Origin of the sequence: Streptomyces sp. NPDC007896, assembly GCF_042959425.1 — a bacterium.
GTDB lineage: Bacteria > Actinomycetota > Actinomycetes > Streptomycetales > Streptomycetaceae > Streptomyces.
Genome location: NZ_JBIBKX010000045.1, coordinates 1 through 13,315, shown reverse-complemented (window position 1 = coordinate 13,315; position 13,315 = coordinate 1). Strand labels below are relative to the sequence as shown.

Genomic DNA, 13,315 nt, shown 5'->3' with positions numbered 1-13,315 from the left:
CGCAACCGCCTCGGGCCGCTCGGCCTTCTCCGCCGTCTTGATCCACTGCCGCAGCGTCTCGTGGTTCACACCCAGCTCGGCGGCAACGCGCGAGAGGGGCCGGCCCGACGAACGGGTCAACGCCACAGCGTCGGCCCGGAACTCCGCCGAGTACTTGTAGGCCCCCACCCGGGACTCCTCTCCCTGGACTCAAGATCCAGTGTCGAGGTGCCCACGATCAAGGTGGAGGGCCCGACCTCTGGTGGCTGGTCTCCTGATTCCCCGGTGTTCCCCGCAGTTCCCCATACGATCTGGCACGCGTCTGGCACGACCTCTTCGTCCCGAACTCTCGGCGGGTAGGTCATTGATGGTTCCCGGGCTGCTCAATCAGCCGTGGACGGCTGTTGGGGTGCAGCCTTGGTCACTGAGGTTGCTGTACTTCCGTGCTGTACAGCTTCGGCCTTCTGACGGGCGCTTGCGTAAGTGCACTGTGCACGCGGCTTCTGGGCAGTGAAGGTGCCGCTGTCGGCGTCGGTCGACACGAACGGCCCAGCCGCCGCTGCACCCTTTGGGAGCGGCGGGGCCTGGGTCCGGTAGTGGGGTCAGTCGGGCGCGTAGATGAGTGTGCCGGAGTCGGTGTCGTTGACGTATCGGCCGGCGAGGTCGGCGTAGTACGCGTCGGACGGGTTGCCGTCCGAGAGGTCGGCGGCCTTGACGGTCGAGGACGTGGCGGTGCCGTCGGTGGAGACCGCTGCGGCGAAGTCGAGCAGCCGGCCGGGGTAGTTGTCGAGCAGGTAGGTGTTGACCTGCTCGCGGGCGGCCTCCTGGGCCGCGGTGCCGGGGTGGGCGGCGGTGAACGGCGCGATGGTGGCGAGATAGACGGTGATGTTGGAGTTCTGGGTGACCGGCTGCTGGTTGATGTAGATCTGACCGTCGTCGGTGGAGTAGGAGCTCAGCTGGCTGTCGAGGGAGGCCAGTCCGTTCTCCACGTCGGTGGCGCAGGTGTTGGCGTCGCTGGTGCAGTTCAGCAGGTCGGCGGCGCCGGTGGAGACGAGGACGGTACGCACGTTGCCTTGGACCAGCACGTTGCGGTCCTGGGGGTTGAGCGCGTTGAGCGGATTGGTGCTGTTGGTGATCTGCGGCAGCAGGCTGTTGCTGTCGGTGCCCGCGTTGAGCACGCCGTACTTCACTGAGGTGTCCCCGTGGGGATCGTTGACCAGGGCGTTGGTGATCGCATCGCTCAAGTGATGCTGGCCATCGTCGCTTGCGGTGTCCCCGTTGACGCTCTGGTCTCCGTAGAGGACCAGCGAGCCGGTGGGGTTTGAGGTGGAGGTGGTGACGTCGATGCCGGAGAGGTACGGCAGACCAGCGTACGTGGTCTGCGTGTAGTGGGCGGCGGCTGTGTCACTGGTGCGGTTGGCGTGGTCACTGACCCAGACGGGAGTCCGGGCCACAGAGTGGCCGGGCATGGCGGGCGCCTCGCCGTGCACCTGCAAGCTGACCAGCACGGTCGCTTGAGGTTGGACGGTCAGGGTGACTGGGTCGCTGGTGGCGTCGCCGCCCGCGGGAATGGTGACGGAGGGGGAACCGTTGAAGGTCAGCGTTACTGGTGCCGCGGCTGCGGTGGCGCCGGCTGCGGTGGTGTCCTGCAGGGCAACGGAGGCCGCGTGAAAGGTCACCGGGGTGGCACCAATCGCGTTGGACAGGTGGATGCGCGCTCCGTTTCCGCTGTCGGTGCCGATGCTGACGTGGGCCGGGATGCGTAGGGTCTGGCTGTTGACGGCCGCTGTGCTGCCGTTGGACAACGTGCTGGCCGACGCCGGCTACGGCCGTGACCCGCAGCCGGACTCCCCCGCCTGTGCAGGAAGAACCGGGGAGGTTCCCCTCGATCCCGAAAGGGGGAACGGACCACCCCCGCTCGCGCGGGGAGAGCGTTCGAGATGTCGTCACCTCCCCTTTCACCAGTCCCTGGCGTCGTCCGAGCCGCTGAGCAGGTCCCTACCGAGCCGGGTCGGGTGATGGTGAACGGTCTGGGCGTTGCGGAACGTGGCAATCAGGCCGGCCTCGCGTAGGGCGGTGGCCTGCCGGGAGGCGGCGGCAGCAGACAGGCCCAGGACCGCCGCGAGGTCTCCGGTGGTCAGAGCCGGAGCCTCGACCACGGCGGCCAAAGCGGCCGCCCTGGTGGAGCCGAGCAATGTTGCCAAGGCCAAGCTTGGCGCGCGTGATGCGGGATCAAGGGCAAGGACACCGTTGGTTGCCGGGTACGTGATGGTGACCGAGTCGGCAGCGGGGTTGATGCTGATCCCGATCGCGAGCGCCGAGGGCTGAAGAACCAACGGGCGGCCCTCAAGCGGCTCGTGGCAGTCGTGGAGGATGTCCAGGGCCAGTACAGACCCATCCCAGTGCACCATGGGGTGCAGAGTGCGCAGCATGGCATCGATACCGGATGTCGCAGCCCGGGTTCCGGCTCGAGCCGAAGCGGTAGCCACAACGGAGGTGATCCGGCGTCGGAACGGATCCAACGCGATGGTCTGGAAGCCGGAGACCAGCTTACTTAACGCGCTGTACGCGGGAGCATGTCCATCGGCCAGAGCAGTGGTGAAGGGCGTCAGGGCACGGGCCCGAGCCAGGTCGCGCACGTGGAGGACAGTGCCGGTGGAGTCGGGATCGACGGCCGGGTGGGCCATCTGGGCCTGGACGGGACGGGCGGCCAGGCCGGAGAACGTCGGCAGATAGCCCGGGGTATAGAGGTCAAATAGCCTGGAGTAGCCCGGGTTCCAGTTGCGGGCGACCTCACGTCGCCATTGTGAGAGATGACTGGCTCGGGTCCGGTCGGCCAACACGGATCCGCCCAGGGCGAGTTCATAGCCGAAGTCGGGCGCATCAGCAATCTGCACCCGTTCAAGATCATCGGCGCCGAGGCGTATCCGTATCAACCTGAGTCCCCCAACTCGTGCCTTGCGTTGATGTCCTGAGGCCTTTGCGCGCCGGCGCAAAAGCGTAGTCGGACGCCCGGCCGGCGGGCAATCGTAGAGGCACTGAGTCACTGCGGAAGCAGCGTTCCGAGCACCTGCCCCTGGGCGCTGTGCTGAGAACGAAGACGCCAACCACCACCGCGTGGTTCATCGCCGTCGAACCATCCAAGTCACGGACAGGAACAGGGGAACCACGAGATGATCAAGAAACTCGCACTGCTCGCCCTCACCACCGGAATGCTCGCAGCGTCGCTGGCGGGGACCGCCTCGGCGCAGACCGCCCCCCGCCAGCCGGCCAAGGCCCTCAGCTGCGGCGTGATCAACATCGGGCTGCCCGGCAACGTCTATTACGGCGGTGAGTACGCCGGGCAGGTCGAGCAGCAGTACAACACCTGCAACGGGCAGGCGTCCGCGCACTGGCAGTGGGCGGGCGGCTTCCAGAACTCCCACCCAGGCGCGTGGGTGGACGTCAACATCATCTCCTACTACAGCGCTGTGTACGGATACGGCGGTGGGTACACCTACACCAAGGACGTCCCCACAGGCACAGTTGACATCCACTCGGCGAACCCGGACGCCTGGCACGCGCGGGCGATCGTGAACGGCTGCGGCTCCTGGGCGTTGGGCACGGAGCACTGGTACGGCGGGCAGGACTGGGACGGCCCGCACTCGGGCGGCTGCTGACCCTATGCGGAATGAAGCGGTGCGAGGCCGGTGCGTCGACCAGACGTATCGGCCGGACCCGCACGGTACAGACAAGGCCCGGAACACCGCTCGCGCGAGAAGAACCCGAAGAAGGCCGCGGCCTGGGTCCAGGGCAGAGTCAGGACGGCGATGACCGTATCGCGGTCAGGTCGATGCCCACACCGAGTACGTGGAGGCCGGGGGGTCGTCTCGCCGGAGCCACTGTGGCAGGTGTTTGCCCCGGCGCTCGGTGAGCTTCTGACCGAAGGCACGAACGTGGCCGATGAAGGCATCGAGGTCAGCGCAGTGAGCCAGGACGGCTTTGAGCCGAAGGCGCTGTGGCTCGGCGGGCGTGACAAGGACGGGCGGCAGCAACCCGCCGGCACGCCGACGCCTACCACGCCCGTGCATGCCGGCACAATCGACCCGGACCGGGTCGATGATTGATGCACCGCGGGACCGTGCTGCGCTGCTTGTACTACAGCCGGAGATCTTGAGGGTCTGTAATCGGCGGGATCGGCTGGTGCTTGGCCCAGGGGCGTAGGTGGCGCGGGAGGGGATCGCCCCGGCGGCGGTATTGGCTGACGAGGGCGCGGGTCTGGTGGAGGCGGCGCCAGAACTGGCAGGCCAGGGTGGTCTCGACGGGGTGGTGGGGGTTGAGGTGGGTGGCGGCCAGGCAGTGCCGGATGGTGTGGGCGGAGGGCCGCAGGAGCGGTCCGGGGATCAGCCGTGGCCTCGCTCTCGGCCGTGGCCAGGACTTTTCCCGAGGCGGACGGCCGCAAGTCGGCGTCGCTCTCCTGCCCTGGTTCGGGGAAGGCGGCGCGTTGGACAGCGAGGAAGGCGGTGGCCAGCATGCAGGCGGTGACATGCCGGTACCAGGGCGTCCACTTGCGGACCTGGTATTGCGCGAAGCCGACGAGCTGCTTGTTGATCTCGTTGTCCTCCTCGATCTGCCAACGGCCTCCCGCCCTGGCGATGATCTCCGAAACGGTGCTGCAGGCGGGTGCGTGCACGAGGAAGTAGGCGATCTCGCGATGGAGTTGTCCGTCCTTGCCGCGCCGGTTGGGATGCAGGGATCTGCGCAGGACCATCCAGTGGGAGAGGCCCACGGCCGGCTTCTCCTCCTTGACCTCGACGGTGAACGCGGCCCAGTCGTGGAGCCGTTCGCCCTTGGTGCCGAAGCCGCAGGAGCGGCGTTCCCACTGGTCACGGACGCGGGCATAGTGCAGCAGGTCATCGGCGCGCTTCACCGCCGGTTGGCGGGATTTTCCCGGCGGGCCGTCCAGCGGGAGGTCGACGGGGACGCCGAGCAGGTAGGGCACGGCCCGGTCATGGCACCAGGCCCGCACCTGTGGATCGCGTCCGTAGCGGGAATCGGCCAGTATCCAGGTGAAGGGGACACCGGCGGCCAGGGCGCCGTCGAGCATGGCGATGGCCAGCTCGGGCTTGGTGGCGAAGTCAACCTCGTTGGGGATGCCAGCCGCCCGGCACCGCTCACGGTCCTCGGTCCATTCCTCGGGCAGGTACAGGCGGCGGTCGATGAAGGCGTGTCCGGCGGCGGTGGCGTAGGTGAGCATGACCATGGTCTGACAGTTGCGGACATCTCCGGTCAGTCCGCAGTGCAAGCCGCTCAACGTGTATGACGGACACCCCGTCGAGGTCCAGCAGCAACGTCGTATCGTTGACCAAGCCCATGGCTCCCCGGTGATCCTTCTGCGTAGAGAACAGAAATGATCAACCAGGACCACGGGCGTCCTTCATCCAGGGGCGACAACCGCACTGCCGATCACAGCCTGTGACAGTCAGTCAACGTAGGCACGGCTGCACCGCTCAAGTTCGAAGACCCCACCGGTGCAGAACGAGCAGGTGATCGGCCTGCCCGTTCTGCATCACGACCACGACCCTCCGAGCTCAGGCGTGGGGAACCAGGTTCTGTTCGGTGCCGAGGGTGCTCATCCCAGTGTCGACGTACATCGTCGTCTCGCCGTCGGACCAGCGGATGACGAGGTCGTCGGTGCGGTGGTTGGTGGTGAAGTTGCCGGTCGTCATCACCGTGTTGTGGGTCCACAGCCCGTTGGGGTTCTGGATGCGTGCCTCGGTGCCGAGGGCGGAGGTGGTGGTGCCGACGTAGTTGTCGAGTTCGCCGTCCGACCACTGCACCATCAGGTCCCACTTCTGGTTGCCGGAGAACTCGCCACTGGTGAGCAGTGTGGCGTTCTGCCAGGTGGAGTTGGGGTCTTGGAGCTTGTGCTCCTGCCCGAAGCCTCCGGCGCCCACATTGGTGTAGAGGGTGAGTTCGCCGTCGGACCAGCGCACCATCAAGTCCGTGACATAGGCCGAGGCGTTGAAACGGCCCGCGGCGATCTGGGTGGCGTGCTGCCACGTCGAGTTGGGGCCGATCATCTGGGTGCCGGCGACGGTGAGACCGTTGGTGCCGACATCGCCGTAGAGGGTCACCTCGCCATCGGACCAGCGGACGAGCAGGTCGAACCGGTTCGACCCGGTGAAGTCGCCCGCGGTCATGGTCTCCGCGTGGGTCCAGGTCGAGTGGGGGGCCAGCAACTGGCGCTCTGTGATGAAGTGACCGTTGCCGTCATTGGTGTAGAGGGTCACCTCGCCGTCGGTCCACACCACGATCAGGTCGCTGTGGCCGGCGCCGTTGAAGTCGCCGGCGGCCATGAGCTTGGCGTGCTCCCACGTCGTGCCACTGCCCATGGAGTAGGGCAGGGGCGGCTGGTGGTACGGGCCGTAGTCGGTGTGCAGGCCCTTCTGGGCATCGTCGTAGAGCTGGAAGAACCGGTCGCCGTGCAGGGGGCTGTAGGTGATCCGGTTGTACAGCGGGTTGTCGGTCTTCACATCGGGGCCGCCCTGCAGGAAACCGCCCACATTGCCGATGATCTCGCCGGTTTCGCCCGAGGAGTCGAACTTGGAGAACCACGGTCCGCCGGAGACCCCGCCCCACATACCGGCGCAGTCGATCTGCATCTGGTTGTAGGCCGGCAGTGGTGTCGTCCCGACGTTGGGGCAGCGGAAGGCGCGGTCCTGCGAGTCGTACTTGACCATGGGATAGCCGATGACGGTCACCTGGTTGACGAAGCCCGGCGTTCGGGCCAGGGTGTTGGCGCCCACGAGGTCCTGGACCTTCCGCCCGCCGTTCTCCTTGAGGCTCGCGAAGGCGAAGTCCAGGTCGGAGTTGGCGCTCCGGTCCGAGGCGTACTGTGAGTCGCGGAACCACTCGTCGACCGGCCAGATTCCGTACGGCTGGTCGCCCGCCGACTTGGTGTGGTCGTACTTGGGCACGAACGCCGCGTTGTGGCCGAGGCAGTGACCGGCGGTGAGGATGAGGTTGCGCCCTGGGCTGCGTACCACGCTGGCTGTGCAGTTATGGGCCTTCATGTCACTTGTGGTGCTGAAGAGCGTGCCGACGGATTTGAAGCCGTCGAAGTGCTCGCCGGTGATGCTGGTGGCGACGGATCGCTTCCCGCGCGGTGCCTTCCAGCCCTGCGGCTGCGCGATGCGGCCCGAGGGGTCGGTGGCCGAGGCCATGCGCTGGGGCGTCCAGAACCGGACGGCGTCCTGGACCGTCCACGTTCTGTTGCCGGCCGATGATGGTGCGACGGACACCGAGGGACTCGCGGCGGCGGTTGTCTTGCCGGTGCGTGTCGACTGGGCCGTCACATGTCTGGTGGGGGCCGGGGTCGGTGTGACAGCTCGGGCCGCAGCGGCGTTGCCCAGCAGAATCGCGGCGCACAGTGCGAACACACCCCCCAAGCTTATTCGTGTATTGCGCAACTCAATTAACTCCAGGTCAGGCAGGCCGTAGGGCTCGATGAGCCGGGGCCACGCAAGCGGTTGACGGCCGACGAAGAGTGCGAGGCCGGGTAATTGCCTGGGGAAGTTCAGTCCGTCACCACGAATTGCGAGCGGTGGCCAGGCCGCCGTCGCCGTGCGGCGACGCGGGTTGGGGACCTCCGCAGTGACGGCGGCTTTCCGAGTGTCGGCGTTTCAGCTGGGGCGACTGACCGTGATCATTGTTCAGGCGCCCTGCGTTGGTCACTGTCGACACCGCGGAAGCGAGGGTGCGGCCACACAAGGCGACAATGAGCATACGGATGTCCGGCCCGGGCCCCCGACGGATGCGACATCGGCACCCGGTGCCGGCTGCCCTCTGCGCCCACAGGGCGCCACGGCAGACGACGGGCTCGGTAGCCGGCCCGGCGCGGGCCGGGCGGCAAACAGGCCATCACCTGCGGACAGGAATGGACACCCCTGTAATCCGGCCCAGCTCACAGCGCACCCCCCGATGCGTTCCCCCGTGCCGCCCGTGAGGCGGCATCCAGTCGACCGTGGTCAGCGGTCGCCGTTGCCATGATCGCACAATCCTCGAACATATGAACACGTATATATCCGGGCTGAGATGACAGCCGTACGGCGGGCCCTCCCCACTGGCTCGGCACCGCCCAACCGACGAGAACGCAATGCCGGCACGGGGCGCTGTGCCGTGCGCCGTCTACCGCAGTCGGGGTGCGCCGAGGTGAACGGTGTCGCAGAACACCGGGGTCACATTCCGGCCGTGTAGGTCGGTGATCTGCACGGTAGCGCCATAGTCGGTGGGCGCGGGGTGCGGCGGCAGCACCTCGATGCGTGGGTCGTCGTCGACCGGTATCGAGCAGGAACCGTTAGGGGCAGGGGACGCAGGGTAGAAGAGCGGGAAGTCGACCGAGTTGCCGGGGCCCAGCATCAGGCGGACCGGCGCCTTCGCTTTCGGCTCTGACCAGACGGCCGGCCCTTTGCCCGCGTAAGCGTGAAGCTCCGGATAGCCGTTGAAGGCGCAGGACGCGGTGCTGGTGTTGGTCGCGCTCAGCAGGGCCGTCGGCGCCTTGCTCGACTTGTCGGCGAGGCGCGTCAGTCTCCATCGCAGCTGCTTGGTGCCGCACGCGGCACCTGGTCGGACGCCTGCCGAGGCCGAGGGCGACACGGTCGTCTGTGACGGTTCGACAGTCGGCGCCGTTGTCCGTGACGGCCCGGTGGTCGGCTGCGCGGCAACACGGTGTTCTGGACCGCAGGCTGCAGCAGCCACAACCACCCCCAGGCTGATCGCGCAGACTGCCGCTGTTCGCCGTGCCATGAGTACATCCCCCTGGTGGAGCACCCCTGCAAAGGCCGTGTGCCCCCGCTTGTGACTCCCGGACAGGGAGATGCACACGCCTCCCGAAAGGTTCCCAAGGCTGATTCCCCACGCCCATGCCTGAGCCATCTTCCGACCACCACGGCCCCCATAACAGGGCAGTGCCCGCAAGAAGCGCTCCCGCATCGCACAATCCCTTGGGGATTCACGCAATAGCGGCCAGACCTCCCGGCCGCGTGAGCCCGGCCAGGGTGTACTCGACGCCGAACCGGCGGCGCACGATCTCGGCGATCCGGGCTGGCGTCCAGCACTGGTCACTCCAGCCGAAGGCGGCCGGACCGGCATCCAACGCCGTTTCCAGAACGCGCAGTTGTCCCGGATCGAGCTTGCAGCGGGCACCGCCAGGACCCTTGGAGGCCAGAACATGCCGACCACCGGACCCGACGTGTTCGCGTACTTCGGCCCGGGCGGTGCGGACCGCCAGCCAACCTACTGCGCCACCGCCAGCGGGCCCGCGCCGAGGACCGCGTCCGCGCCGTCCGCACCACCGGTCTGCGCAATCTGGGTCCTCGAACTTGAGCGGCTTGAGGACGGTACGCGCCGGGTCCATCTGGCCACGGCGGACGCCTCGGCCAGGGCCTGCCCGGTGTGCGGGGTGTTTGCGTCCCGGGTGAAGGGGGCGGCGACCACCCGCCGCGTGATCTCCCGTACGGTGAGCGCCGCCTGGAGTTCTTGTGGCACAAGCGACGCTGGTGGCGCCGGGAAGCGTCCTGTCCTCGGAAGTCGTTCACCGAGCAGATCCCGCAGATACCGGCCGGGACCCGGCTGACCGAGCGGTTGCGGTGTGCGGCCGGACGCCGGGCCCGTGATGCCGGCTCCACCGTCGTGCAGGCCGCCCGCGACCGCGGTCTGTCCTGGCCTGTGGTGATGGACGCCTTCCGCGCCGCTGCTGCGAGGGTGATCGAGGCACCGCTGCCCGAAGTCCGGGTCCTGGGCATCGACGAGACCCGGCGCGGCCGCACCCGCTGGGAGCAGGATCCCGACACCGGGAAGTGGCAGCTGACGCGGGACCGCTGGCACACCGGGTTCGTCGACGCGCTCGGTACCGGAGGGCTGCTCGGCCAGGTCGAGGGCCGCACTGTCGCCGACGTCCTGGCCTGGCTGTCCACCACGCCTCTGGCCTGGCGCAAGACCATCCGCCATGCTGCCATCGACATGTCGGCCACCTACCGGGCCGCGGTCCGCGCCGGTCTGCCCGACGCCATCGTGGTCGTCGATCACTTTCACGTCGACCAGCTCGCCAACAAGATGCTCTCCATGGTGCGGCGCCGCACCACCGCCGAGACCCGGGGCTGGCGCGGACGGGCCGCGGACCCGGAGTGGAAGGCCAGGCGCCGACTCCTGCGCAACCGGAAAGACCTCACCGACGAGCAGTTCGCGAAGATGTGGAACCCCCTGCTCGACGAAGGGAAGATCGGACAGATCCTGCTGACCGCCTGGATCGCCAAGGAGAGCCTGCGTACCCTCCTTGCCCTGGCCCGCACCGGAGCCGACCGCGAGCAAGTAGGCCACGCCCGATGGAAGTTCCTGACCTGGTGCGCAGACTCAGACATCCCCGAAGTCCGCACCGTCGCCACCACCGTCGACCGCTGGTGGCCCGAAATCGCCGCGTTCCTCGACACCGGTCACAGCAATGCCAAGAGCGAGGGCATCAACCGCGTGATCAAGCTCGTGGCCCGCAACACGTTCAGGTTCCGCAACGCCGACAATCAGCGTCTACGGACACGCTGCGTCACGACACGACGAGCCCGCGAACACCTCCGCACCGCTTGACGTCGAAGACCCGGTAAAGCACGACGTTGGGGCCATGATCTTCGAGGCTCGCGCCAAAGTGGCTGCTAAAGCCGTGGAGCCGACCGCCCCAGCCACGACGTGTTCTGACCTCATGCCGCCGGCCAACCCTCACCAGGGCGCGCGTCGGCGCAGCGCGGGCGGAGCGGGCCGAAGGCAGGAGCGTCGCCCGGAGCGCGGCCGGCGGAGCGGAGCGCAGCCGGGGCTTGACCAGTAGTGGAGAAGGTTGTAACTCGGTGCGATTCAGGGAAATCTCGGGCTCACGGACCCACACGCTAGCCCCCTCCCTGTCAAGGGAGGGGGCTCAAATGGTCTCGGTGGCACGGCAGCGCCCGAACTCATTTCAGCCCCACTCCACCTCGGAGACGATTCCTGAGACGTCCCCAGGGTCCGGCAGCAGGGGTGTGCTGGGCGGGACCGACGGCGCAGGCCGGCGAGGGAGCGAAGCGCCGACCGCAGCCAGCGCGAGCGGCCACCTCGTCCTCGCTCGCCCCCGCCAGGGCCTGAATCACTCGATCGAGTGCCTCGCTCACCTCAGTGGGCGTGACGGCTCGGTGCTGGCGCGCAATACCTTGTGTACCGGCATTGACCCAGGCCATCACGATGCCGCTGTTCTTCGGCTCCAACGCCCTCTACCCGGTCGCGGTCATGCCCGGCTGGCTCCAGGCCATCAGCAAGGTCAACCCGCTGAGCTACCAGGTGGACGCGCTGCGCGGCCTGCTGCTCGGCACGCACGCCCACCTGGCCCTCGGCTACGGGGTCCTCGTCCTGGCCGCCGCCCTCGGCATCCTGTCCGCCTCGTCCCTGTTGGGCCGCCTGGCCCGCTGATCCGGGCACGGCCCCGCACTTCCTGACGGGTCCTCCCCGTTCTTCCTGACGGGTCCCTCCTGTACGTCGGTGCGTGTGCATCGCCCCCGCTCGTGACTTGACCAGATGATGAGGGTCACCGGCCCACGGGGCTCATAGGCTGTGCGCCAGTGATCACGCGATGACGTGATCACCTGATCAACGCCGCACCGGAGGAGCCAACGTGACGCCACGTCCGCATCAGACCACCAGACGCACAACTGTCCTTCGCAGGGAGGCAGTTGTCGCCGCGGTTCCCGTCGCCGTCGCGGCCCTGCTCGTCGCGGCGGGCCCGGCGGCGGCCGGTACGGTGGGCTCGTCCGGCGCGGGGGACCCGTACTTCCCGCTCTCGGGCAACGGCGGCTACGACGTCCGGCACTACGACCTGACCCTCGGCTACGACCCCCAGAGCCGCCACCTCGACGGCAAGGCGGTCATCACCGCCCGGGCCACCGAGCGACTGACCCGCTTCGACCTCGACTTCAAAGGACTGAAGGTCACCGGCGTCACCGTCGACCACGCCAAGGCGTCCTACCGCCGTGACGGCCAGGAACTGGTGGTCACCCCCCGCCACTTCCTCCGGCGGAACCAGGAATTCCGAGTCACCGTCACCTACTCGGGCACGCCCAAGCCGGCCACCGACCCGGACGGCTCCCTGGACGGGTGGATCCCCACCGACGACGGCGCGTTCGTGGCCGGCGAACCGCAGGGTGCCATGACGTGGTTCCCCGCCAACAGCCACCCCAAGGACAAGGCCTCCTACGACTTCACCATCACCGTCCCCAAGGGACACACCGCCGTGGCCAACGGAATACTCCGCGGACAGTCGACCAGCCACGGCCGTACGACGTTCCGCTGGCGGCAGTCCGAGCCGATGGCGGCCTACCTCGCCACGGCGACGGTCGGGAAGTTCAAGGTCGAGCAGTACACCGCCCGCGACGGACTCAAGGTCTACAACGCCGTCGACCCGCGTGAGGCGACCGCCGCGGCGCCGGTACTGAAGAAGCTGCCGTCCGTGCTGGCGTGGGAGAGCGGTATTTTCGGGCCCTACCCCTTCCGGGCCGCCGGGTCCATCGTCGACCGGGCTCCGCAGGTCGGATACGCGCTGGAGACCCAGACGCGTCCCGTGTACGACTCCGCGCCCGACCTGAGCACCCTCGTCCACGAAAGCGCGCATCAGTGGTTCGGGGACTCCGTCAGCCTCACCGCGTGGAAGGACATCTGGCTCAACGAGGGCTTCGCGACGTATGCCGAGTGGCTGTACGCCGAGCAGCACGGTGGGAAGACGGCGCAGCAGACGTTCGACTCCCTGTACGCCAGTCCGGCCGGCAGTGGTCTGTGGGCGTTTCCGCCGGCGAACCCCGGGAGCGGGGCGCACATCTTCGACACGCCCGTGTACGCACGGGGCGCGATGGCTCTGCAGAAGCTGCGTACGGCTGTGGGGGACGGGGTGTTCTTCCGCATCCTGCGGACCTGGGCGACGGAGCACCGCGGCGGACACGGCACCACCGCCCAGTTCGTTCACCTCTCCGAGCGGTTGTCCGGGAAGGATCTCGACGCGTTGTTCCACACCTGGATCGGCACGGCGGGCAAGCCGACCGCTCCCTGACAGGACCTAGGGGCGGAGCCCCCCGGGGATGGGATGGGATGGGATGGGACGGGTAGGGGCGGCGGGGGTGAGAACACGTCAGGCAGGGCGGAGCCAGATCGTGGCCAGTGGGGGGAGCGTCAGGCGCAGGCCCCCGTCGTGGACCCGAGGGTGGGGGTTGTGGACGTCGCTGCCGCCGTAGCGGGCGGTGTCGGTGTTGAGGACTTCGTGCCAGGCGGGGATGTCTTCGGGGATGCCGAGGCG

General features: G+C 68.1%; 12 protein-coding genes and 2 pseudogenes. 5 read left to right on the top strand and 9 right to left on the bottom strand.

Annotated features, from left to right (window positions below; genetic code table 11):
- From ACFZDJ_RS54795 to ACFZDJ_RS54785, 3 genes are all read right to left on the bottom strand, one after another.
- Positions 1 to 168, bottom strand: a 168-nt coding sequence (locus ACFZDJ_RS54795; RefSeq protein WP_391070773.1) for a transposase, incomplete at its 3' end; no start/stop codon positions are given.
- Positions 169 to 581: 413 nt separating this feature from the next.
- Positions 582 to 1,784, bottom strand: a complete 1,203-nt coding sequence (locus tag ACFZDJ_RS54790; RefSeq protein ID WP_391070770.1) for a hypothetical protein — start codon at positions 1,782 to 1,784, stop codon at positions 582 to 584.
- Between the two features lie 153 nt (positions 1,785 to 1,937).
- A complete protein-coding gene (locus tag ACFZDJ_RS54785) occupies positions 1,938 to 2,915 on the bottom strand; it encodes a MarR family transcriptional regulator (RefSeq protein WP_391070768.1) in 978 nt (325 codons plus the stop codon).
- Positions 2,916 to 3,152: 237 nt separating this feature from the next.
- Between ACFZDJ_RS54785 and ACFZDJ_RS54780 the strand changes: the two genes are divergently transcribed.
- Complete coding sequence (locus tag ACFZDJ_RS54780) at positions 3,153 to 3,638, top strand: hypothetical protein (RefSeq protein ID WP_390942028.1); 486 nt, start codon at positions 3,153 to 3,155, stop codon at positions 3,636 to 3,638.
- 231 nt (positions 3,639 to 3,869) lie between these two features.
- A complete protein-coding gene (locus ACFZDJ_RS54775) occupies positions 3,870 to 4,085 on the top strand; it encodes a hypothetical protein (RefSeq protein WP_390942026.1) in 216 nt (71 codons plus the stop codon).
- Between the two features lie 440 nt (positions 4,086 to 4,525).
- On the opposite strand, the pseudogene ACFZDJ_RS54770 reads toward ACFZDJ_RS54775, so the two are convergent.
- The 5 genes and pseudogenes from ACFZDJ_RS54770 to ACFZDJ_RS54750 all read right to left on the bottom strand — a co-directional run.
- Positions 4,526 to 5,221: pseudogene (locus ACFZDJ_RS54770) on the bottom strand (IS701 family transposase); the annotation flags it as partial.
- Between the two features lie 328 nt (positions 5,222 to 5,549).
- A complete protein-coding gene (locus ACFZDJ_RS54765; protein WP_391070766.1) occupies positions 5,550 to 7,262 on the bottom strand; it encodes an FG-GAP-like repeat-containing protein in 1,713 nt (570 codons plus the stop codon).
- 886 nt (positions 7,263 to 8,148) lie between these two features.
- Positions 8,149 to 8,616, bottom strand: a complete 468-nt coding sequence (locus ACFZDJ_RS54760; RefSeq protein WP_389606993.1) for a DUF4232 domain-containing protein — start codon at positions 8,614 to 8,616, stop codon at positions 8,149 to 8,151.
- Between the two features lie 355 nt (positions 8,617 to 8,971).
- Positions 8,972 to 9,115, bottom strand: coding sequence for a winged helix-turn-helix domain-containing protein (locus ACFZDJ_RS54755; protein WP_257040174.1), 144 nt, complete (start codon positions 9,113 to 9,115; stop codon positions 8,972 to 8,974).
- Between the two features lie 140 nt (positions 9,116 to 9,255).
- Positions 9,256 to 9,507: a hypothetical protein gene (locus tag ACFZDJ_RS54750; RefSeq protein ID WP_390942018.1), complete on the bottom strand. Its 252-nt coding sequence runs from the start codon at positions 9,505 to 9,507 to the stop codon at positions 9,256 to 9,258.
- Between ACFZDJ_RS54750 and ACFZDJ_RS54745 the strand changes: the two genes are divergently transcribed.
- From ACFZDJ_RS54745 to ACFZDJ_RS54735, 3 genes and pseudogenes are all read left to right on the top strand, one after another.
- A complete protein-coding gene (locus ACFZDJ_RS54745; RefSeq protein ID WP_391070763.1) occupies positions 9,499 to 10,599 on the top strand; it encodes an ISL3 family transposase in 1,101 nt (366 codons plus the stop codon). The genes ACFZDJ_RS54750 and ACFZDJ_RS54745 overlap by 9 nt on opposite strands.
- Positions 10,600 to 11,205: 606 nt before the next feature.
- Positions 11,206 to 11,445: pseudogene (locus tag ACFZDJ_RS54740) on the top strand (ABC transporter permease); the annotation flags it as partial.
- A gap of 202 nt (positions 11,446 to 11,647) precedes the next feature.
- The gene (locus ACFZDJ_RS54735; protein WP_391070761.1) at positions 11,648 to 13,072 is read left to right on the top strand and encodes a M1 family aminopeptidase; all 1,425 of its coding nucleotides are present in this window, start codon (positions 11,648 to 11,650) and stop codon (positions 13,070 to 13,072) included.
- A gap of 78 nt (positions 13,073 to 13,150) precedes the next feature.
- Here ACFZDJ_RS54735 and ACFZDJ_RS54730 read toward each other — a convergent pair.
- A partial coding sequence (locus ACFZDJ_RS54730) for an alpha amylase C-terminal domain-containing protein (RefSeq protein WP_391070771.1) occupies positions 13,151 to 13,315 on the bottom strand: 165 nt, incomplete at its 5' end.